17 protein-coding genes and 1 other annotated feature are annotated in these 20,256 nt (G+C 38.9%); of the genes, 9 read left to right on the top strand and 8 right to left on the bottom strand.

Going from position 1 to position 20,256, the window contains the following annotated elements; all coding sequences use genetic code 11:
* The first annotated feature begins 119 nt into the window (after nt 1–119).
* From AC6UDE_RS01345 to AC6UDE_RS01325, 5 genes are all read left to right on the top strand, one after another.
* The gene (locus AC6UDE_RS01345; protein WP_500696384.1) at nt 120–2,036 is read left to right on the top strand and encodes an acyltransferase family protein; all 1,917 of its coding nucleotides are present in this window, start codon (nt 120–122) and stop codon (nt 2,034–2,036) included.
* A gap of 133 nt (nt 2,037–2,169) precedes the next feature.
* A complete protein-coding gene (locus AC6UDE_RS01340; RefSeq protein WP_500696383.1) occupies nt 2,170–2,829 on the top strand; it encodes a TVP38/TMEM64 family protein in 660 nt (219 codons plus the stop codon).
* A gap of 80 nt (nt 2,830–2,909) precedes the next feature.
* The gene (locus tag AC6UDE_RS01335) at nt 2,910–3,998 is read left to right on the top strand and encodes a baeRF3 domain-containing protein (protein ID WP_500695419.1); all 1,089 of its coding nucleotides are present in this window, start codon (nt 2,910–2,912) and stop codon (nt 3,996–3,998) included.
* 356 nt (nt 3,999–4,354) lie between these two features.
* Nucleotides 4,355–4,753 (top strand): type II toxin-antitoxin system death-on-curing family toxin, encoded by a 399-nt coding sequence (locus tag AC6UDE_RS01330; RefSeq protein WP_500696382.1) that lies wholly within the window; start codon nt 4,355–4,357, stop codon nt 4,751–4,753.
* A 68-nt stretch (nt 4,754–4,821) separates the two neighbouring features.
* Complete coding sequence (locus AC6UDE_RS01325; protein WP_500696381.1) at nt 4,822–4,968, top strand: hypothetical protein; 147 nt, start codon at nt 4,822–4,824, stop codon at nt 4,966–4,968.
* An 83-nt stretch (nt 4,969–5,051) separates the two neighbouring features.
* Here AC6UDE_RS01325 and AC6UDE_RS01320 read toward each other — a convergent pair whose 3' ends face one another.
* Nucleotides 5,052–6,449, bottom strand: a complete 1,398-nt coding sequence (locus AC6UDE_RS01320; protein ID WP_500696380.1) for an SLC13 family permease — start codon at nt 6,447–6,449, stop codon at nt 5,052–5,054.
* A gap of 19 nt (nt 6,450–6,468) precedes the next feature.
* Complete coding sequence (locus AC6UDE_RS01315; protein WP_500696379.1) at nt 6,469–7,449, bottom strand: hydroxyacid dehydrogenase; 981 nt, start codon at nt 7,447–7,449, stop codon at nt 6,469–6,471.
* Between the two features lie 346 nt (nt 7,450–7,795).
* Between AC6UDE_RS01315 and AC6UDE_RS01310 the strand changes: the two genes are divergently transcribed.
* Both AC6UDE_RS01310 and AC6UDE_RS01305 read left to right on the top strand, forming a co-directional pair.
* Nucleotides 7,796–9,013, top strand: coding sequence for a mandelate racemase/muconate lactonizing enzyme family protein (locus tag AC6UDE_RS01310; protein ID WP_500695424.1), 1,218 nt, complete (start codon nt 7,796–7,798; stop codon nt 9,011–9,013).
* A gap of 18 nt (nt 9,014–9,031) precedes the next feature.
* Nucleotides 9,032–10,159, top strand: coding sequence for a lactonase family protein (locus AC6UDE_RS01305; protein ID WP_500696378.1), 1,128 nt, complete (start codon nt 9,032–9,034; stop codon nt 10,157–10,159).
* 38 nt (nt 10,160–10,197) lie between these two features.
* On the opposite strand, the gene AC6UDE_RS01300 is transcribed toward AC6UDE_RS01305, so the two are convergent.
* Nucleotides 10,198–11,088: a LysR family transcriptional regulator gene (locus tag AC6UDE_RS01300; RefSeq protein ID WP_500695426.1), complete on the bottom strand. Its 891-nt coding sequence runs from the start codon at nt 11,086–11,088 to the stop codon at nt 10,198–10,200.
* A 171-nt stretch (nt 11,089–11,259) separates the two neighbouring features.
* Here AC6UDE_RS01300 and AC6UDE_RS01295 point away from each other — a divergent pair, with 171 nt between their 5' ends.
* Complete coding sequence (locus AC6UDE_RS01295; RefSeq protein WP_500696377.1) at nt 11,260–12,588, top strand: enolase C-terminal domain-like protein; 1,329 nt, start codon at nt 11,260–11,262, stop codon at nt 12,586–12,588.
* A 129-nt stretch (nt 12,589–12,717) separates the two neighbouring features.
* On the opposite strand, the gene AC6UDE_RS01290 is transcribed toward AC6UDE_RS01295, so the two are convergent.
* The 5 genes from AC6UDE_RS01290 to AC6UDE_RS01270 form a co-directional block, all read right to left on the bottom strand.
* Nucleotides 12,718–13,863 (bottom strand): ArgE/DapE family deacylase, encoded by a 1,146-nt coding sequence (locus AC6UDE_RS01290; protein ID WP_500696376.1) that lies wholly within the window; start codon nt 13,861–13,863, stop codon nt 12,718–12,720.
* A gap of 31 nt (nt 13,864–13,894) precedes the next feature.
* Nucleotides 13,895–14,599 carry a methionine ABC transporter permease gene (locus AC6UDE_RS01285; RefSeq protein ID WP_010022396.1) on the bottom strand — a complete coding sequence of 235 codons (705 nt, stop codon included), beginning with the start codon at nt 14,597–14,599 and terminating at the stop codon, nt 13,895–13,897.
* Nucleotides 14,599–15,654: a methionine ABC transporter ATP-binding protein gene (locus tag AC6UDE_RS01280; protein WP_500695430.1), complete on the bottom strand. Its 1,056-nt coding sequence runs from the start codon at nt 15,652–15,654 to the stop codon at nt 14,599–14,601. The genes AC6UDE_RS01285 and AC6UDE_RS01280 overlap by 1 nt, the downstream gene beginning before the upstream one ends.
* A 9-nt stretch (nt 15,655–15,663) precedes the next feature.
* Nucleotides 15,664–16,503, bottom strand: coding sequence for a MetQ/NlpA family ABC transporter substrate-binding protein (locus AC6UDE_RS01275; RefSeq protein WP_500696375.1), 840 nt, complete (start codon nt 16,501–16,503; stop codon nt 15,664–15,666).
* A 74-nt stretch (nt 16,504–16,577) separates the two neighbouring features.
* Nucleotides 16,578–16,834, bottom strand: a binding site (T-box leader).
* Nucleotides 16,835–16,891: 57 nt separating this feature from the next.
* On the bottom strand, nt 16,892–18,241 hold the full coding sequence (locus AC6UDE_RS01270; RefSeq protein ID WP_500696374.1) for a C1 family peptidase: 1,350 nt from the start codon (nt 18,239–18,241) through the stop codon (nt 16,892–16,894).
* A gap of 366 nt (nt 18,242–18,607) precedes the next feature.
* Here AC6UDE_RS01270 and AC6UDE_RS01265 point away from each other — a divergent pair, with 366 nt between their 5' ends.
* Complete coding sequence (locus AC6UDE_RS01265; protein WP_500695512.1) at nt 18,608–20,248, top strand: peptide ABC transporter substrate-binding protein; 1,641 nt, start codon at nt 18,608–18,610, stop codon at nt 20,246–20,248.
* The last annotated feature ends 8 nt before the right edge of the window (nt 20,249–20,256 follow it).

The raw sequence follows: 20,256 nt of genomic DNA, 5'->3' as shown, positions 1-20,256 counted from the left end.
GGTAGATGTTTTTTTGTGCCCAAAATCTTTTTCTTAAGATTTGCTGAAACCCGTATACAGTGCGGTCTTTGCGTGCTAGACTTGCTGTTATACAAACTAATAATTAGGGATCCAATAATATGAATAATAAAACTACAAAACGTCGGTTTATTACCGGCTTCACCGGCTTACGGGCACTTGCCGTTATCTGTGTCATCTTATATCACCTGTCACCTAGCGTATTTAGTGGAGGATACCTAGGGGTTCCGGTGTTTTTGACGTTGTCAGGATATTTGGTTACCGATCATCTGATTACCGAATATCATGAAACGAACCATTTCCGCTACGGCTACTTTTGGTCAAAACGATTAAAGCGGCTGTATCCCACCCTCATTACGATGTTATTTGCGACCGCTGCATACATAACATTGTTTCAACGTAATCTACTAGCGAATCTATGGCAGAGCGTCGTATCTAACTTAGCTTACGTATATAACTGGTGGGAAATTATGAATGGTCAATCGTACTTCCAGAACTTTGCTGGAAGTGCTTCTCCATTTACTCATCTTTGGACCCTCGCAATTGAAGGACAATTCTACCTAATTTGGCCACTAATTGCCTACTTCTTACTTAAAAAATTCCACGGAAACAAACACCCAATTTTTTACACTGCCATTTTATTATCAGTTCTTTCAGTCCTTTTAATGGCCGTTCTGTATCATCCCGGTAGTGATCCTAGTCGAGTTTACTACGGGACTGACACCCGAATGTTCTCAATTCTTTTTGGCGCCGCCCTGGCCGTTTTCTGGCCGAGTACCCAGAAACGCGATCATGACAACCAAAAGTCATTTCTACTGGACGTCTTTGGTCTAATCGGAATGGTAGGAATGGGCTGGATCATCGTTACCACTGGTTCACAGTCACCATTTTTGTATCGTGGTGGCATGGCACTGTTCTCGATCTTTACCATAATGGCCATGATGGCGGTTGTTCATCCTAATAGTCACTGGAACCGCATCCTAACCAATAAGTTATTTGACTGGATTGGTTCTAGAAGTTATGAAATCTATGTTTACCAGTTCCCTGTTTTTGTCTTCTTTGCCGACAAATTTAAAGATGTAGCTGATCATCAATGGTTATACGCTCTTATCGAAATTGCGATTATCATTGTTATCTCAGAATTATCGTACCGCTTCATTGAGGTTCCGCTCGCTAAATACGATTACCATCGGGTCCCTGAGTTTTTCAAGACTCTCCTCAACGTTTACAAGATGAGTCTTGACCAGATTAAAGATTGGCTGACATCGTGCTTTAAACATCACATGGTCCTAAAGATCCTAGCAATTATTGTATTAACCATTGGCACGGTTGGTATCTTCCAATCAACCACGGTTAATCCGAAGGCCGCCAATCACACGCAACTGGCCAACCGAATTCAAAAAAACTCTAAGGCACAAGATAAGCACAACGAAAAACTAGCCAAAGAAATCAAATCCGGTAAAAAATCAAAGAACACGAAAGTCAATAAGAAGCTGGAAAAAGACGGACTAACCAAGCAACAACTCCAAGAAGCTCAGAACCTTTCCGGAAGTGCAATTGGTGATTCAGTCATGCTGTCTGGACGCGATAATCTGCAAAAGATCTTTCCAAAACTATACATTGACGCTGCTACCTCGCGTCACCCTCAAGATGGCGTTGCCATCATGAAGAGTATGCAACAACAAGGTTTGTTGGGTAAAAACGTCATTATCGGCCTTGGAACTAACGGTGCCATTAGTGATGAGACAATGAAACAGTATATGGAAATTGCGGGAAAGAACCGGCACGTCTTCTGGATTAACACCTACGTTCCGACCCAGCCATGGCAGAACCAGGTTAATTCGTTTCTAAAGAAGGCTCAAAAGAAGTATAAGAACCTGTATGTGATCGACTGGTATGATTATGCTAAGTCACATCCACAGTACCTCTATCAAGACCAGACGCACCCTAACGTGCAAGGAACGCCAAAGTATGCTTCCTTCATCGCTCAAAACGTTTTGAAGCACGCCGAAAAATAATTAATAAGCCAACCCCTAAACGGTTGGCTTATTTTTTTCGAAAGAATAGACGTGGCTAAGATTTTCTTATAAGATATAGCTATAACATTTGGAGGAGTCTTTTATCATCGTAGAATTCATTAAAGAACATCGCATGGACATTTTAAAATACCTTGGCATTGTCATCGCCGTTCTCTTCTTTTACATCCTATTCATGGATTATTGGCCAGAGATTAAAATGATGTTCAATCCAGCTACCCGCGGCACGGCGATTCAAGAAATCCGTGACCACGGTCTAATTGATGCTGTCTTATTGATTTTCTTGTTGTACATCTTGACCATGATTCCAGGGGCACCAGTCGCAGTTGTCGGTGTCATCACCGGGATTTGTTTTGGGAAATGGCTTGGCATTATCATCAACGTGATTGGACTTTCAGCCGGGAACTTTGGGACGACTAAAATTGTTTCATCATTTAAAGGGATTGCTAGAAAATACGAGAACAATAAGTACGCCAAACACTTTAAACACTTAAAGCATCCCCTCCTCGGTCTGATTATCGGATATTCGATCCCCTTTATCCCAACGTTTCTAGTCAGTTTTCAGGCCAATCAGGATAAGAAACGGTTTCCAGACAAGAAAGTGAAGATTGCGACGATTCTAGGAAGCATTCCCATCTCAATCATCTATTCGCTTGGTGGTGACACGATTTTGCAGGGGAGTTTCAAGAAACTGATGGTGTTAATCGGTATCATCGTCGTTTTTGCCCTCATTGTGTTCTTTTTAATTAAACGACTGGTAACCGATAAACTCTAATCGAGGTACCCGTTTCCAATTGTTTTTAAAAATGGTAATATAGTAGAGTATAGTAACAATTTATTAATGGAGGTTTTACCATGGCTAAGCATGACAAAAAAGATCAAATTAAAAACTTGCTTGACTTGGAATCCGATAACGGTCCAGTTTTAACAATCACTGTACCCTTGGATCCTAAGGAAGACAATACTCGTAGAGACAACACCCAAATCAACAGTTTGGTTGACACTGCTAAAAAAGCATTTCAAAAGCAATATAAACCAGAACTTTGGAACGCCTATGATTTTCAAATTAAGAACTACTTAAAGACTTTACAACCTAAGGCAACCATTGCTAAGGGGATCATCATGTACGTAACTAACGATTCCATCGAAGTTGCTCAATTGAACTACGCTCCACAAACAGCATTCTCATTCTCAGACAGACTCCAAATCTTACCAATCGTAAGACAATACCAATTTGTTCCTGACTTTGACATGTTGTTCTTACAACGTGACGACTTCAAAGTATTCCACGTTAACGACTTGAGCGTTGTTGATGACGATACCGATACTCCAGATCCATTTGACTCAGACAAGACTGAGACTGAGACCCAAGATGATCCTAGAAAGAACGGAGCTAAGTGGGACACTCACGAATACTACGAATTGGTTGACAAATATGTTCAAAAACATGTTTCAAACAAGGACCACAATCCATTAGTAGTTGTTGCAAACGCTGAAGACGAAGGCCGTTTCAACCGTGCTACTCACAACCCATACGTGGTTGAAGACAAACACGTTGAAATGGATGCCGCCGTTAAAAACGCTGGCGAAAACGTTCAAGAAGTTGCTCAAACCATCCATGATAACTTCGTTTCAGATGGTGAGAAATCAATGAAAGACGTCTATGACAAAGCCGACGGTGCTAAGAAGACCACTGATGACTACGATGAAATCTTGAAGGCTGCCATTGACGACCGAATTGCTAACCTAATCATCCAACAGGATGCTTACGTTCAAAGCAAGGATAACGGTGAGGACGTTGAAGTTAACGCCGAAGGTTCACGTCCATCTAATGAATTAAACTCATTAGCATTGACAGTTCTTGGCCTTGATGGTGATGTTACTGTATTGCCTGCTGACGATATGCCAACTGACAAGAAAGTTGCAGCTATTTTAAGATGGTAATTTTAAAAAAGAGCTTGGTAACCAAGCTCTTTTTTTATGCGCAAATTTAATATATTTTTAGCGTATGTATATTAAGGGAATTTAAATATGTCAATAGATAAACAGCTAAATAGGGAATTACCTCAAGCCTTAATAATCACAAACTATCAAAACAGTAAAACAGAACAGATTAATGAGTATAAAAAATTACTCAAAAAACACTTAATATAAAAGAAATAACAAAAATTAATCTCCATTTTTACAAATCAATAACCAATGAAAAAAACGCGCTTAAATTATCAGTTTTTAACGTCCATAATCATTTAACTGACAGATTAGTCTTAACTTTGCCACAATTTAATTTATGTGTACCTGAAATGAAAAATATCAATAAACAAGCCGAAATCCTAATTAAAGAAAAAACTATCTACGGTTTAAAGGATCAGGCAGGTTTAGAACGAATTTTGGGCCAAATTAACCAATATTTATTTAACAAAGACCTTCATCCTACCATTATTGATAAGGCAACTTATATTTGGTATTCCATAGCAAGCTACCAATTCTTTACGAATGGTAACAAAAGAACAGCCATGTTAGCTGCTCTCACCTTTCTTAGTAATAATTATTATACATTTGATATATATGATGACATGGCTCTCTATACGATTTCCGTTGCAATTGCTCAAAAAAGCATGTCACAAGCTGAATTAAAAGAGTATGTTACCTTTCATTGTTATTTAGACTTAGATTTAATGCAATCTACACTTGGCGTTTGACAAAACTAAATTTATAAAATAGCATGTATTGAAAGCATAGCTAGTGGTTTAAGAAAGGAGAAATTAACATGAATATAACCGATAAAGAGCTGAACCAATTATTCAATAAATTAATGGATCCCAAAAACCGTAAAAGAATTAATGAAGAAGCTAATAAGAAAGTAACAGATAACCCTAAGGTAATAAAAGCACTCAAGATGCTTTCTAAGATATAAAATTGTAATAGTTTTTAATAATAAAAAGAAGTCTCGAAAGAGGCTTCTTTTTTATGCTATCATTTTTAACTTACAAATTTAATTTACACTAATCCCATGAATTGCCAAACTGGAACACAAGCAAGCATTCCAATAATATTAATAACCATGTATCCAATTGAAGATTTGGCTAAAGAAGATCGAGATGCCATTCCATCTTGAACAGCAGCCGAACCAGTCAAAAATGGCGCATTCATATAACTAAGTAACCATACATTGACACTTGTTGTAACAATAATAACAATCAGAGCTGGGCTAAAACCCATCTGTGTAACAAATGGAAGCAATGCCAACGTAACAAGGGTCCCTGTTGAAATTAGAGAAACAACTATAAACTTGATCAGGTAAATCACGATTGGCAAAATAATGACAGCAATCCAAATATTACCAATGATCGGCCCAATAACTGGCTTTAAAATGTATCTTAACCAAGTAGTCAGTCCAACAGTTTGCATAACATTTCCTAAAGCCATAACTGTACCAATAAAAATAATAGTAGACCAGTCTAATCTTGTCTTAAAATCTTTGGGGGTTAATACTCCCATAGCAACTAATAAACTGACCCAGATTATAGCAGTAACCGCAGATGGAATACCTATAACTGGCTCAAAGATCCACATGATGATGGCAAGTAAGATAGAAATTGCAGTAATTTTTTCTGCTTTCGACATTGGTCCTAATTTTGTTAATCGAGAATTAATGAATTCTTTGGATATTGGAGTATCATTTTTTGGTTTAAATAGAAATGTCAATAAAAAATAACCTACTACCAATATAATAATGGTCCAAGGAATCATCATAACAAACCAATTTCCCCATGAAAGAACAGATTGATATTTTGTTGGCAAAAGCCCCTTAAAAGCATAATTTTGGGCAGTTGCGCTTAAAAAACTACCTTCAGTTACGAAAAATCCCCACATTGCTGCCAAAAAAAGACCAGAACTTGCAGCACTTTTAGGTTTATATCCTAAAGCATCACTAATCCCCTTAGCAATTGGCGTACTCATTGCTGCCTTTGGATGAGCACTCGGAATCATTGGAGCAACAATTGTCCCCGAAAGAAACAACGCCACCGTTTGACCCCTAAAGTTCGCTGGGAAATAAGACATAATCTTATAAGCGATTCGTGTTATTAAACCTGTCTTAGTTGCTGCGGCTCCTAATGCAAGTCCACCAATAATGATCCACATTGTGGTCGATGAGAATATAGCAAACGAGGTTTCAAACGGCACCGCTTTAAAAACTACCCAAGCAGATAACATTAGTAACCCAGTAGCAAAACTAGGAATAACATTAAAAATCCAAAAAATATTAGCCGTTACAAGAGTGGCCAAAACAACCATTGCAGCATGGGTTAATCCGTGTGGCACCGGAATAAAGAATGCAATAATAATTCCTAATACTAAACCGATAATACCTGCAACTAACTTTCCATATTTCATCACTCAACACCTCCCCTAATTAACTTTTAAAAACTTCTGGATTTACAGTAAACTCAGGCATTTTTCCATTTGCAAAATCAATAATTGCTTGTGCTGCCCCTTTCCCAAGTGCACGGTTAGCTTCTACTGTTGTCCCCGCCATATGAGAAGTCATGAATACATTCTTTGCATTATATAAAGGGTTATCAGGCTTTGGAGGCTCTGGCAAAAACGAATCCAAGGCTGCCCCAGCAATTTCTCCATTGTTTAACGCTCGGGCCAAATCCACTTCATTAATAATTCCACCTCGAGCTGAATTAATGATAAACGCTGATTTTTTCATTATTTTTAATTGTTTATACCCAATAGTATTGGCAGTTTCTTTAGTGTATGGCATATGAATAGAAACAAAATCAGCTTTTGGTAAAACATCTTCCAAACTTTTGTACATCGTTATTGGATCATCTTTAATGTGTGGATCATATCCAATAATATTCATTTCAAATGCTTCTGTGAATTTGGCTAACTGACGTCCAATTCTTCCAACACCAAGAATCGCCAATGTCTTTCCACGTAATTCGTTTCCATTAAGTCCCATTTCATTAGAAAAATTAGGCATGGATCCGTATCTACTTAATTTATCCTTATTATCGCGAACCGCTTTATCATCAGCTACTATCCTCCGAGTTAACATCAACATTGTTGCAATAGCGTACTCAGCAACCGCGAAAGCATTAGCACCATTTACTTTTGCCACCAAAACACCGTGTTTGGTAGCACTTGCCACGTCCACGTTATTAATTCCAGTTCCATTTCTTGAAATGATTTTTAATTTTTTGCCCGCTGCGATCATTTCACCTGACAAACGTGATGAACGCATTATAACAGCATAAGCATCTTTAATTTCTTCTTTCATCGTATCTAAATCAGTATCTGGTGAAATTACCACTCGAAAGCCATTGTCTCTAAGTAATTTGATACCCGCATCATCAATTTTTTCACTTATGAGTACTTTCTTCATAAAAGTAACCTCCTAATAAATAATCAGTTTAAAATAACAATTTGTTACTTTAAACTGATTATAAGTGACATAATTCACTATTATAAAGGTACCAACACGTCTCCAGGCGAACTAATAGTAGCTGTAGTAATAATTAGACCAAATTAAAATAGCAAAAAATATCACAACCAATTACGCTGAATCTTTTTTGCTGATTGATTTCAAATGTATGTATTCTGATTTTTTACAAAATTCTTTCATAATAAACATGAATCATAAGTAAGTGATTGGAACCAAAAGTATCTGTTAGCCAAATAAAAATATAACTATTATCAGCATAGGAATTATATTTTTAAGGAGGTTAATTATGAAAATCACTAGTATTGATATTATGCAAATCCCTAGTAAAGACCCAAGTTTTAGTGGAAATGGATCTGGTAGTCAAGAGGCTTGGAGTCCCTTGGTAATTCGCATCAACACCGATAAAGGCATTTCGGGATTTGGTGAAGCTGGGCTAGCATACGGAAAAGGATATCGTGGTGGATTTGGAATGCTACAAGACTTTAGTCACGTTATTCTTGGAGAAAATCCTCTAAACATTGAAAAGATTTGGAATAAACTCCTAACAACCACCTATTGGGGGATTGCTGGAGGAGTTATTGTTGATGCCGCAATTAGTGCTATTGATATTGCTCTGTGGGATATCAAAGGCAAATATTATCACACTCCTGTTTATCAATTGTTGGGTGGCAAAACGAATGATCACTTACGTTCTTATGCTAGCCAATTACAATACAACTGGGGTGAAAATATCAAAAAACTAAAACTTTATACTCCAGATGAATATGCTGAGGTTACAAAACGAGTTATGGCAGAAGGTTACGATGCCATGAAATTCGATCCAATTCTACTTAGTAATGATCCTAGTGGACGTGAAGATTTTAATACTCGCGGGACCATTTCTAGGCATGTATTGAATGTTGCTTATAACCGGGTTAAAGCAGTAAGAAAAGCTGGTGGAAATAATTTGGGCATAATAATTGATATGCATGCTAATTCTGATACCACCTCAGCAATAAAAATCGGTCAAGCCATCGAAGACCTAGATATCTTATATTATGAAGAGCCCGTTCAAACATTAAATCCTGACAACACAAAGGAAGTCTCAGAAAAAGTTAATATTCCAATTGCAACTGGAGAACGACTCTTTACTCGATTTGGATTTAAACCATTCTTTGAAAATCGGTCAATCAAAATTGCTCAGCCTGACATATGCCTTTGTGGTGGTATCACTGAAGCTAAAAAAATTTGTGATATGGCTTATACGTACGATGTTAATGCCCAAGTACACGTTTGTGGAAGTCCAATTGCAGTTGCGGCTGCCCTTCAAGTTGAGGCAGTTATTCCTAACTTTTTAATTCACGAAGTTTATCAACGCGCTAGAAACATTAAAGACCGTTCAACCTGTAAGTACGACGACTTTCAAGCAGTCGATGGTCGCATAAACATCCCCAATCGTCCAGGAATTGGTCAAGAATTAACTGATGAAACAATTGCTTCAAGCAAAATGATAACCGTTAAATAACGAGGAGGGTGAACCAACATGATCGATAAATTTATTTTAGGTGGATACACAAGTGATAATTACACTAAGAACAACCAGTCAAAGGGACTTTACGTAGCAACTTTGGATACTGATAAAGAAAAAATAACTGACATTTCACTACTTGCTAAAGTTGAAAATCCAGCCTTTTTTAACTTTTCCAACAAAGATCAAAAAATCGCTACCGTTTTAACAAAAAACGAAAATGAAGGTGGGGTCGCCATTATTGATGCTTTAACAGGTCAAATCACTTCTGAGAACTATTTACCAAAACAACATGGATCTTATGAAGCGTATGATGCTACAAAAAACTTATACTTTTGGAATGAACTGACATATACCGTTCCATCCTATATTTCAATTGATACTAATCACAAGATCTTATTTGCAGCAAACTACAATACCAATGCTATTCACACTTATAAAATGGATAATAATTATCAAATCCTATCTCGTAATACCTATCCAATCAAGGGAAACGGGCCCAAAGTCGAACAGGATCACGCCCATATTCACTATGCTCGACTACTACCAGACGGTCGATTAATCGTTTGTGGTTTGGGATGTGACAAGCTGTTCGTTTTTGACGTTGATACTAGAAACGCCAAGCTTAAACTAGTTTACGAATTGAAAATGCAACCAGGATTTGGTCCTAGACAAATCGCTATGTCTAGCAAAACCAACTATATTTATGTATTAGGAGAATTAGCTAGTAAAGTTGCTGTCGTCGAATACGATACCAAAACTGGTAAACTAGCTTTTATCGAAGACTATTCCAATATTCCAGAAGGGTACGCCGGCCATAATGGATCTGCTGCAATTCGCCTCTCTTCTGATGAAAATCATTTGTATATTTCCAACAGAGGCCACAATTCTTTGACAATGTATCGCGTTCTAGATAGCGGAAGACGTCTAGAAAAAAACCAACAAATTAAAACTGAGGGTGTTTTTCCACGAGATTTCGGAATAAGCAAAGATGGCAATTTTATTCTTTGTGCAAACCAAAATACTAATGATTTAATTTTATTTAAACGTGATATAGAAAGTGGATTTCTACACGTAGTTCAACACCATATTAAACATGATGCTTGTGTTCGAGTGGTAGAGGCCACGGATTTCCTAGCTTAAAAATCAAAACGTGAAGCTTTAAAAAGCTTCACGTTTTTTTATTTAATATATTTTAAAAAATCACGAACTACAGGATTTTCTTCTTTTTTGTTATAAAGTAGTACAGAAGCATAATAAGAGCTTTCCTTAGCACTTATTTTTAAGAAATTAATCATTGGATTTCGTACATTTTCAACTGATATCAATGGTTCTGGATAAAACCCAATTCCTTTATTAGTAGCGACCATCATATCACGTTGCTCAATTGAAGACACTCGTATAATATTGCCCCTGGGAAAAATCTTATTATATTTTGAGAAGAAAATATCTCTCAAATACGTTGATTGAACATTACTATAATAAAATACATATCTATTACTTAGATTACTCAAATCAATTGTTGCCTGGTTAGACAATGGATCCAATCGACTAATTCCAACAACCATATTGCCAACTATAAGTCGTTTTACCCCAATATTGTCTCCATAAGTCAAATTCGGATAATATTCAGGAGTGACAGCTAGGTGAATTTGACCGTCTTTAACCAGACTAAGCAACTGTTGCCCACTTTCTTCTCGAAGTTCGAGTTGGATATCATCTTTTTTCGCCAAAACATTAGAAAATTTTCTTTGCATAATAGTAGCTTGATTAGGTGACGAAAATCCCACAATGACTTTGCGATCATCATGCGTATTTTCTAACTGAATTTTATTATATGCATCCATGTAACTATTAAAAATATCAGTCGCTGTGACAATAAATTCACGCCCGATTGTCGTTAAACTAGTGTTATTCTTCTGTCGGGTAAAAAGTTTAACCTTCAACTCATTTTCAATTTGATCCATTTGTTTAGATACTGCACGTGGTGACAAGTAAAGTTTCTCAGCTGCCGCTCTAAAACTCCCGTACTTAGCAATCGTCAAAAAAGTATGCAATTTATTAATATCCATTAGCTAAACCTCCACTTTATCATTGTAGCTCATGTGACATTATTAACTAATATAATACATATGTACTTTTGGTTCCCATACTGACATTTTTGTGACTGTTTCATCATTATTATGACTATTACAATACAATTATGTGAATGATAAATAAATAACAAAGGAAGCATATTTAAAATGAAAACACCAATAATTGTAAAAATGGAGGTATATCCAGTAGCAGGTTATGACAGCATGCTATTGAATTTAAGCGGCGCTCATGGTCCTTACTTTACTCGTAACTTAGTTATTTTAACAACTAATAATGGACTTACTGGTGTAAGCGAAGTGCCAGGAGGTCATTCAATTACCAACACTTTAAATGACACAAAAGATATTGTTTTAGGTAGTTCTATTGGAAACTATAAACATGTGCTTCAAGAAATACAAAAAAAGTATGGTTACCGCGATGCAAGTGGTCGTGGAACACAAACTTTTGATTTACGCACGACGATTCATGTTATTACTGCTGTAGAAACTGCCTTTTTAGACATAATGGGTAAATACCTTCACGTTCCCGTTGCTGCATTATTAGGTGACGGCCAACAACGTGAAAATGTTGGTATTTTAGGTTATTTATTTTTTATTGGTGATTCTTCAAAGACAGATTTACCCTATATTAAAGACGATGATAATTCTGATGAATGGGGTAAATTACGTCGTAAACCTGCTATGGATGCTAAATCAATAGTTAAATTAGCAAGAGCTGCAAAGGATCGCTATGGTTTTAAAACCTTTAAATTAAAGGGTGGAGTTATGGACGGTGAAAAAGAAGTTGAAGTAATGAAGGCTCTCCATAAAGCATTCCCCACTGCAAAACTCGATCTAGATCCAAATGGCAGCTGGTCATTGAAAGAAGCTTTAAAGTATGCTGGTGAACTTAAAGGTGTTCTGCATTATATTGAAGATCCTTGTGGTGCTGAAGATGGATTTTCTGGACGTGAAATTCTTTCAGAATTCTTGAAAAAAACTCATATGCCAACCGCAACTAATATGGTGGATACGGACTGGCGTCAAATGTCTCATGCCATTGCATTAAACGCAGTTTCAATCCCACTAGCCGATCCTCATTTCTGGACAATGGAAGGTGCTGTTCGAGTTGCACAATTATGTGAAGCATTCGATTTAAATTGGGGCATTCATTCCAACAATCATTTCGATATCTCGTTAGCAATGGCCGTTAATACTGCAGCAGCTGCACCGGGAAATGTCTACGATATCGATACTCATTGGATTTGGCAAGATGGTCAAAACTTAACTAAGAATCCATATAAAATTGAAAATGGGAAAATCACTGTGCCACACACAAACGAAGGCCTTGGAATAGAACTTGATATGGATGCTGTTAAAGCCGCAAATAAACTTTACATTGACAAAGGACTTGGTGCACGTGACGATGCAAAGGCAATGCAATATCTGATCCCAGGTTGGAAGTTTGATCCAAAACGACCTGCCTTAGTTCGTTAATATAAACAATTCACGCAAAGCAACAAATTACTGTATTCAACAATTGTAGATATATTAAAATGCTTTCTAAAATATAACTAACCACACAAAAAGGGCCTTGAACTCCACAGTTCAAGGCCTTTATTTTTACTACTTTTCAAAGAAATCTTTTGCAATATCCTGATAAGCATTAATCGTATCAAGATAACTCGATAGTGTCGTATACTCGTTAATCTGGTGTGACGTGTTGTTCTTGTCAGGTCCTAGCAAGATGACTGCCATCTTCTCGTTTTCCTGAACGTAAACACTCGCATCAGTTGCACCGTTATTGACAATCAACTCGGGCTTGCGATTCTGATAATCCTTTTTGGTAACCTCATAAGCATCTTGGACGAACTGATTGTCCTTATCGGTTTCAATTGGATAAAAGTTGTGAACCAACTTAAATTCGAGGTGATATGGCGTCTCGTCGTTCACTTTATCAACGACTGTTTGAATCAATTCAATCACGTTGTCGTTATTAAATGCAGGGGTCGGACGGACGTTTCCAAGCAAACTAGCCGAACCAGGAATGATGTTAACCTGTTCCCCACCGTTAATGACGGTGATACTGTGCTGGACTTTGCCAAGCACTGGATCAACTGGTAAATCGTTGAAGAAATCCGGCTCATCCTGAATGTATTTAACCAAACCAGTAATGGCGTTCAATCCCAAGTCAGGAGTCGAACTGTGAGCTGGTTTTCCGGTACTCGTGATCTGATAGTTCAAACTTCCAGAGTGGGCATAGGTGACATCCCCATCGGAGGGTTCACCGACAATCATAGCGTCCACATCGTCAATATACTTTGGTTCAATCTTATAAGCACCAGGAGCACCGAATTCTTCTCCTGAAGTCGCAATCAAACGAATCTTCCCATCAGGAACTTCGCCCTTATCAGCTAACTCACAGAGCGCAATCACCTCGGCCGCTAGCCCACTCTTCATGTCAGCGGCACCACGACCGTAGATCTTGTCACCCACGATTTCACCATTAAACGGATCGTGTTTCCAATTTTCCGGATGAGCAACCGCCACCGTGTCTTGGTGTCCCTCTAAAGCCAGCACCTTGCCGGATTCACCAGTTCCAAGTTCAGCAATCAGGTTGGCACGACCGTCGCCAAACGGAAAAATCTTACTGTCAATACCGTGCTTTTTCAGCAGCTTCGACAAGTACTCTGAGATCTCAATTTCATTACCGTTCACGGACTTAATCTGAATTAAATCCTGTAGAATTTTGATTTTCTCTGCTTTTTCCATTCTTAAACACCCTTCTTTAAATTCTTATTTATTAACCTTGATCAGCGTGGTTAGCGAACTTGGCCCAGACATCACCAACAACTTGAATAATCAGAACCATGATGACAACTAGGATCGTTGCGACCAAGGTTGTGTCGTTTGCGAAACGGTTGTACCCGTATGAGATGGCCATGTTACCAAGACCACCAGCACCAATGGCACCAGCCATTGCGGTTAAACCAACTAAACTAATCAAAGTTACGGTTGATACTCGAATCAACTCTGAACGCGCTTCACTGAGGTACACGCCGAAAATTAAGTCCCAGTTCGTGGCCCCTAGTGATTCCGCTGATTCGATGATGCCATGATCGACACTCTCAAGGGCGACTTGGACCTGCCGCGCATAAAACGGAAAGACCCCAACTGATAGAGGTACTAAAGCGGCCGTCGTTCCGATTTGGGTTCCAACAATCTTTTGCGTCACTGGGGCAATGAAGGCCAGCAAGATGATAAATGGAACGGCCCGGAACAGTGAAACAACTTTGTCGATAATCCAGAACAGTGGATGACATGGCATAATCCCGTTATCCGCAAAAATCACTAAACAAACTCCAAAGATGATTCCTGCAATCCCACCAAAGATTGCGGACCAAAACGTCATGTAAATCGTCTGATTAACGGCTGTAATCCAGCCTTCTTCACCATTTAATCCCTGTGAAACCACGTTGGGAAAATGAGTTGCAAACCAAGCTCCCATTATTCTGCCTCCTTCAATTCAGTGACCTTGATGTCTTGACCATTAAGGTATTTAACCGCTGCCTCTTGGTCCTCTTGACTTCCAAGCAGGTCAACAATCAACGTTCCAACGACCTGCTCACCCAATTTTTCAATATTACTGTAGATGATACTTGCCGAAATATGGAACTTCTCGTACAGGCTAACGATGATTGGATCGCTAATGTCATCTGATAGATACGTCAACTGAACTAGATTTCGCTTGTTAACGTCAATGTTCATCGACTTCAAGATTTCAAGTGCGTTGAAACTGTTTCCAACAATCTTTCTGGTAGTTGGATTCTTCGAATCAACGAAGATATCAAGTAGATTACCAACATCAACCACTTTTCCTTGACTCATGATGGCAACTTCCTGACAAATGCGTTTGATGGCTTCCATTTCATGAGTGATCAGAATAATCGTTAAGCCATATTTCTCGTTCAATTCTTTCAGTAAATCCAAGATTTGATCGGTATTTTTAGGGTCAAGTGCGGAAGTAGCTTCGTCAGAGATCAAAATCTTGGGATCATTAGCAAGCGCTCTAGCAATCGCTACTCGTTGCTGTTGACCACCAGAGAGTTGGGATGGATAGGCTTTTAGGTAATCACCCAAACCAACAATGTCGAGCATCTTCTTGGCTTTGGCCTCACGTTCTTTTTCCTTTAAACCACTGTGTTTTAATCCGAACTCAACGTTGCGTTGGACATTTTGTTCTTCTAGCAGGTTAAAATGTTGAAAAATCATCCCAATTTGGCGCCGTTCGTCACGCAACTCTTTCGTATTAATTGAAGAAACTTGGTCGCCTTCTTTTTTATAGAAGGTTTTCCCAAACACATCGACTTCCCCGTCGGTTGGTTTTTGTAGCAGGTTGATGGTTCGAACTAACGTCGATTTACCGGCACCGGAGTAGCCAGCAATTCCGAAGATTTCACCTTTGGGAATTTTCAACGATACGTCTGAAACGGCGTGAATCACATTCTTTTTTTGTTTGAACGTAACTGAGACGTCCTTGAATTGCACAATATTATTACTCATTAGTTCCTCCTAAAATTTACGATTCCAAGCAGGAATTTCGGTGTTTCCATAATACTTTTTGACCAGTTGCTCGGTCTTCTTGGTCTGGAATGATTTTACAACGTCTTTGTAGTTCTTGTTGTTCTTTTGGTCCTTGTTAGCGGCAATCAAATTAATCCACTGTTTCGAATCATTGTTGAGCGGTTCGGTAAAGATCGTTTCCTTATCACCTAAGTGAGCGGGAACAGCGTAGGTGTTATTAATAACAGCACCGTCCACACTGTTTAGTACTCGTGGGGTTTGTGATGCGTCCACTTCTTTGAAATTCAAGTGCTTCGGATTACTCTGAATGGCATTCAATCCTAAAAAGCCCTTCTGGTTTTTCAAAGTGATAAGTCCCGCGTTCTTAAGGAGGTAAAGCGAACGACTCTCATTAGAAGTATCGTTTGGAACGGCAATCGTCCCACCATCCGGAATGTCCTTAACGTTCTTGTACTTCTTTGAATAAAGTCTGATAGGAGCGATGTAGGTGTTACCAACGGAAACAATGTCAGAATGATTTTGTTTATTCCAGTTATCTAAGAAGGCATAATGTTGAAATGAGTTCAAATCAATCTCGTGTTGAGTCAAAGCCTTGTTGGGCTGCGTGTAATCAGTGAAGTGGGTGAACTTAATGTTAACCCCATACTTCTTCTTGGCAGTCTCAGCGACTGACTTCCAAATCTCATCGTCTGATTTAGAGCCGCTCATTAGACCGACGTTAACGGTCTTTTTACTCTCAGCCGAGTGTCTGGCAAAACTAAACCAACCTAACCCAACGATCACAACCACAATGATAATTCCAATAATCCACTTAGTACTTCTCCTCATGATGTCCACTTCCTAATTTTTATTTGATTGCTTAATTCATTAAATTAAATAAAAAAAGCATCCGCCCTTTAATTAAAAAGGACGAATGCTTTCGTGTTACCACCTTAGTTTACAGTTACCCTTTCAAGTAACTGCCTCAAAGACTACTCTAGTCGACGTCTTAACTAGAAGAGCCTTGCGATGATATCGGTAGCAACCCCGTCGCTGGTTTGAAAATCTCGCCAACAAATGATTAAAAGTCCATATTCCCCGAATTCATCTCATCCCTTCACACCGACCAGAGACTCTCTTAGAAAATTCAACGGGTACTCAGCTTTTCCATCTCGTTTATTTAATTTGTTGTAAGTATACTAATCCGTCGACCAATATCTGTCAACAAAAATTTTAATTATTTTTTAAAACTAGCTAGTGAACCCATTGGGTCCCAAGGTTCTAGCATCTTAGGAGCTTGCTTTTGTTCCTCAAGTTGCTTGTCTGACATGTACTTCTTGTTGATAACGGTTTGGTAAACAAATTCGTTGAACCAGTCGTCACTCATGACAAAGTAACCTTTTTCACCGACTTTTTCACCCCAGCTGTTTTCAACCTTCCACTTGGTTGGTTGATCGTCAACGAGGTCAACGCCAGTAATCACCATGGCGTGCGTCATCATGCTTTCCTTGTAGTCAAGTCTTGCACCCTTACTCATCTTTAGGTCAGTGCTAAAAAGGGCGTCCTTATGGTACAAGTGCGTATCCATAATTCCCTTTTTTCTATCAGAGTCTTGGACAACGTCACAACCGAACCAAACGGCTTCACCGTTCTTTAGCTGTTTTATGGCTAAGTCTTTCAATTCATCGATTTTCAGGTTTAAATGCTTAACCTGTCTGCCACCAACGACGTTGCCTAACATTTCAATCGTGTAGGTCTGATCAAAGGGCTTGTCACCAGTTGGCGAGTTAATCAATGAAACGTAGTCTTCCAGGTTGATGTTGACGTATTTATCAAAGAACTCTTTCGGGGTCAGATCCTTGTCAATGTGGTACTTGTTGTCAGTATCACGGTATTCAAAATCAAAGCGCTTCGTTGGGCGACCCAGAGAATATGCCAAGATGCGGTAAACATCGTTTAGCATCTCACTCTTAGTTGATTCAAGCTTTTCTTCGGTCGCACCGTCCTTCACCATTTGACGCAAAACTTCGGCATCACGTCTTAGTTTCAGGTTTAAAGTCTGATTCAATTCGTCAGAACGATTACTATTGTAAGTTTCAACCATGGTTGAACTTGGAACAACTCCGTACTTTTCAATGATGGCGCACAACATGTCCCACTGGCCCCCATCTTGTTGTGGGGTTTCCATTAAGAAGTCGATCTTGCGTGAACCTAATGGTTGATCAGCGGTTTTAATCACGTTTTCTAAGAAATAGTTTGATTTTTCAAACTTATCCCAGAAGTTAACGTAGTTTTGTGATAATTCAAATTTTGGTGAAACCTTGTAGTTTTCGGCAATCTTAAAACGCATGGTGTTAAGTGCTGAAAACATCCAGCACCTTCCACTTTGCTTCTGATCAGCAACGTGTTGTTCGGGAACTTCGACTGAGAAAACTCGTTTCATTTTTTCATCAGCCTTGTAATCAGCAGCACTGTTGTTAATCCCATTATGAGAAACGGCCCGTTCTAAGACCAGACTGTCGTCTTTGTCTTCATAACTTTTTTCATACCATTCCAGGTCTTGCGGATTAATTGCTTTCTTATCCAAAATGATCACTCCTTAATATTTTTCTTGTCAGTATTGTATCACTTGTCCTCTCGTTTGAGATACTTTTAACTTGACCAATCCTAATCAAATCTCAATTTCAATCGTTAATCAAAAACTTGCATAACTAAACCCCATCACAAAGGGATTCTCATCCGCTAAAAGTTACATAATCAAAGATGTGTATCATTTTCATTATTTAGCTCCCATTACCCATGTCACAAGTTTTGTAACGTCAAGTAAAAACGTTGATATAACGTCACTTGCTTTAAAAATTTATTAAGATTCTTAAGAAAAATATAAAAAACGTATTTACTTTTGTGAAACACGCGCGTATATTCGACAAAAAGCAAAACAGCAAACATGGAGGTGTTTCATTTGAACCATAAGAAGATATTTTCAGTAGCATTCATTGGTGCCGCTTTAGCACTTATGCTTACTGGTTGTTCTTCTGGAAGTAGTAAATCGGGGAGTAAGGACATGGCAGTCAACTCCAGCGATATTATTTCTACGATGGACTCAAGTATGGTAACGGATAGTATTGGAGCGCAAAACCTAAACAACACGATGGAAGGTCTTTATCGCTACAATAACCGCAAGATTGAACCTGGCATTGCGACCAAAGTCGTTACCCCAACCAAGGGTGGAACTCAGTATAATTTCGATCTGAGAAACGCCAAATGGTCAAATGGAGACCCCGTGACCGCGTATGACTTTGTCTACGCATGGAGAAGAATCGTTGATCCAAAGACGGCTTCTCAATACTCCTACATTTTCGAAGGAGTTAAAAACGCTGACAAAATTACCAACGGGAAGGCTTCACCAACGACCTTAGGAGTTAAGGCCATTGGTCCCCATAAGTTACAAGTTAACCTATCGCAACCAATTCCCTACTTCAATTCTCTCTTAACTGGTGCGTCATACTTGCCACTTAATCAGAAGGTCGTTGAAAAAGCGGGAAGTCAGTATGGATTAAACAGTAAGGACATGGTATTCGATGGACCATTCAAGTTAGATAAATGGCAGGTTGGAAACACCGCCTGGACCGAGAGTAAGAACCACTCGTACTGGAACCAAAAGAACATTAGATTGAACGCCGTTAAATACTACGTTGTTAAAGATCCCAATACCGGACTTAACTTGTACTCTAGTCACGTAATTGACCAGTACAACGGCCTAACCGGCGATTCAGCTAACCAACTGAAAAACGAAAAAGACTTCTCAACGAAACCAACTTCAAGTACTTTCTACATTGAGATGAACGAGAAGAAGGATCCGTTCTTCAAGAACACCAAGATTAGACAGGCCATTGGGCATTCAATCAATCGGCAACTCCTCTCTAACCAAGTGTTAGGTAAGACTGCTACACCGGATTCAAGTGTCGTTCCAGCTAAGATGAGTTGGAACAAACAAACGGGAGTCGACTTTAAAGACGAAAGTCAAAGTAAACAGGATGCAAATTATAACGACTACAATCCTAAGTTAGCTAAAAAGCTTTGGACTGAGGGTCTAAAGGAGACCGGAAAGAAAAATCTCAACTTAACCTTATTAGGTGACGATACCGATTCTTCCTTAAAACAATCCGAATTCTTGCAGGCTGAACTCCAGAAATTGCCTGGACTAAAAGTGACCCTTTCAAACGTGCCATTTAAGAACCGACTTCAACGTTCTTCTAGTGGGGACTTCGACATGGTTGTCTCAGCTTGGAACGCCGACTTCCCAGATCCAGTGACCTTCTTGAACCTCTTCGAAACCGGTGGCGCTATGAACGATGGTCACTGGTCCAATAAAGAGTTTGACCAACAAATCAAACAAGCATCTGATAAAAACGCCGGCAACTATCAAGCCCGCTGGCAGAACCTCCTGAACGCTCAGACCATCTTGACTAAGCAAGAAGGAGTCGTTCCACTTTACCAGCAAAACACCGCTGCTCTTACCAGAAGCGACGTTCACAATTACAACCTGTCACCAAACGGGAATTTCAATCTCGCGGCTACCTACAAGAAATAAAGAGAGGT

The organism is Fructilactobacillus sp. X2R5C3 (genome assembly GCF_059901325.1).
The sequence above is the reverse complement of the archived record's forward strand: the minus strand, read 5'-3'. Positions and strand labels throughout refer to the sequence as shown.

Bases quoted from the DNA above. Each gene is read 5' to 3' on its own strand.
- AC6UDE_RS01295 (WP_500696377.1), top strand. From the start codon at position 11,260: ATGAAAACACCAATAATTGTAAAAATGGAGGTATATCCAGTAGCAGGT.
- AC6UDE_RS01325 (WP_500696381.1), top strand. From the start codon at position 4,822: ATGAATATAACCGATAAAGAGCTGAACCAATTATTCAATAAATTAATG.
- AC6UDE_RS01345 (WP_500696384.1), top strand. From the start codon at position 120: ATGAATAATAAAACTACAAAACGTCGGTTTATTACCGGCTTCACCGGC.
- AC6UDE_RS01300 (WP_500695426.1), bottom strand. From the start codon at position 11,088: ATGGATATTAATAAATTGCATACTTTTTTGACGATTGCTAAGTACGGG.
- AC6UDE_RS01305 (WP_500696378.1), top strand. From the start codon at position 9,032: ATGATCGATAAATTTATTTTAGGTGGATACACAAGTGATAATTACACT.
- AC6UDE_RS01320 (WP_500696380.1), bottom strand. From the start codon at position 6,449: ATGAAATATGGAAAGTTAGTTGCAGGTATTATCGGTTTAGTATTAGGA.
- AC6UDE_RS01310 (WP_500695424.1), top strand. From the start codon at position 7,796: ATGAAAATCACTAGTATTGATATTATGCAAATCCCTAGTAAAGACCCA.
- AC6UDE_RS01280 (WP_500695430.1), bottom strand. From the start codon at position 15,654: ATGAGTAATAATATTGTGCAATTCAAGGACGTCTCAGTTACGTTCAAA.
- AC6UDE_RS01335 (WP_500695419.1), top strand. From the start codon at position 2,910: ATGGCTAAGCATGACAAAAAAGATCAAATTAAAAACTTGCTTGACTTG.
- AC6UDE_RS01285 (WP_010022396.1), bottom strand. From the start codon at position 14,599: ATGGGAGCTTGGTTTGCAACTCATTTTCCCAACGTGGTTTCACAGGGA.
- AC6UDE_RS01340 (WP_500696383.1), top strand. From the start codon at position 2,170: ATGGACATTTTAAAATACCTTGGCATTGTCATCGCCGTTCTCTTCTTT.
- AC6UDE_RS01290 (WP_500696376.1), bottom strand. From the start codon at position 13,863: ATGGAAAAAGCAGAGAAAATCAAAATTCTACAGGATTTAATTCAGATT.
- AC6UDE_RS01315 (WP_500696379.1), bottom strand. From the start codon at position 7,449: ATGAAGAAAGTACTCATAAGTGAAAAAATTGATGATGCGGGTATCAAA.
- AC6UDE_RS01330 (WP_500696382.1), top strand. From the start codon at position 4,355: ATGAAAAATATCAATAAACAAGCCGAAATCCTAATTAAAGAAAAAACT.
- AC6UDE_RS01275 (WP_500696375.1), bottom strand. From the start codon at position 16,503: ATGAGGAGAAGTACTAAGTGGATTATTGGAATTATCATTGTGGTTGTG.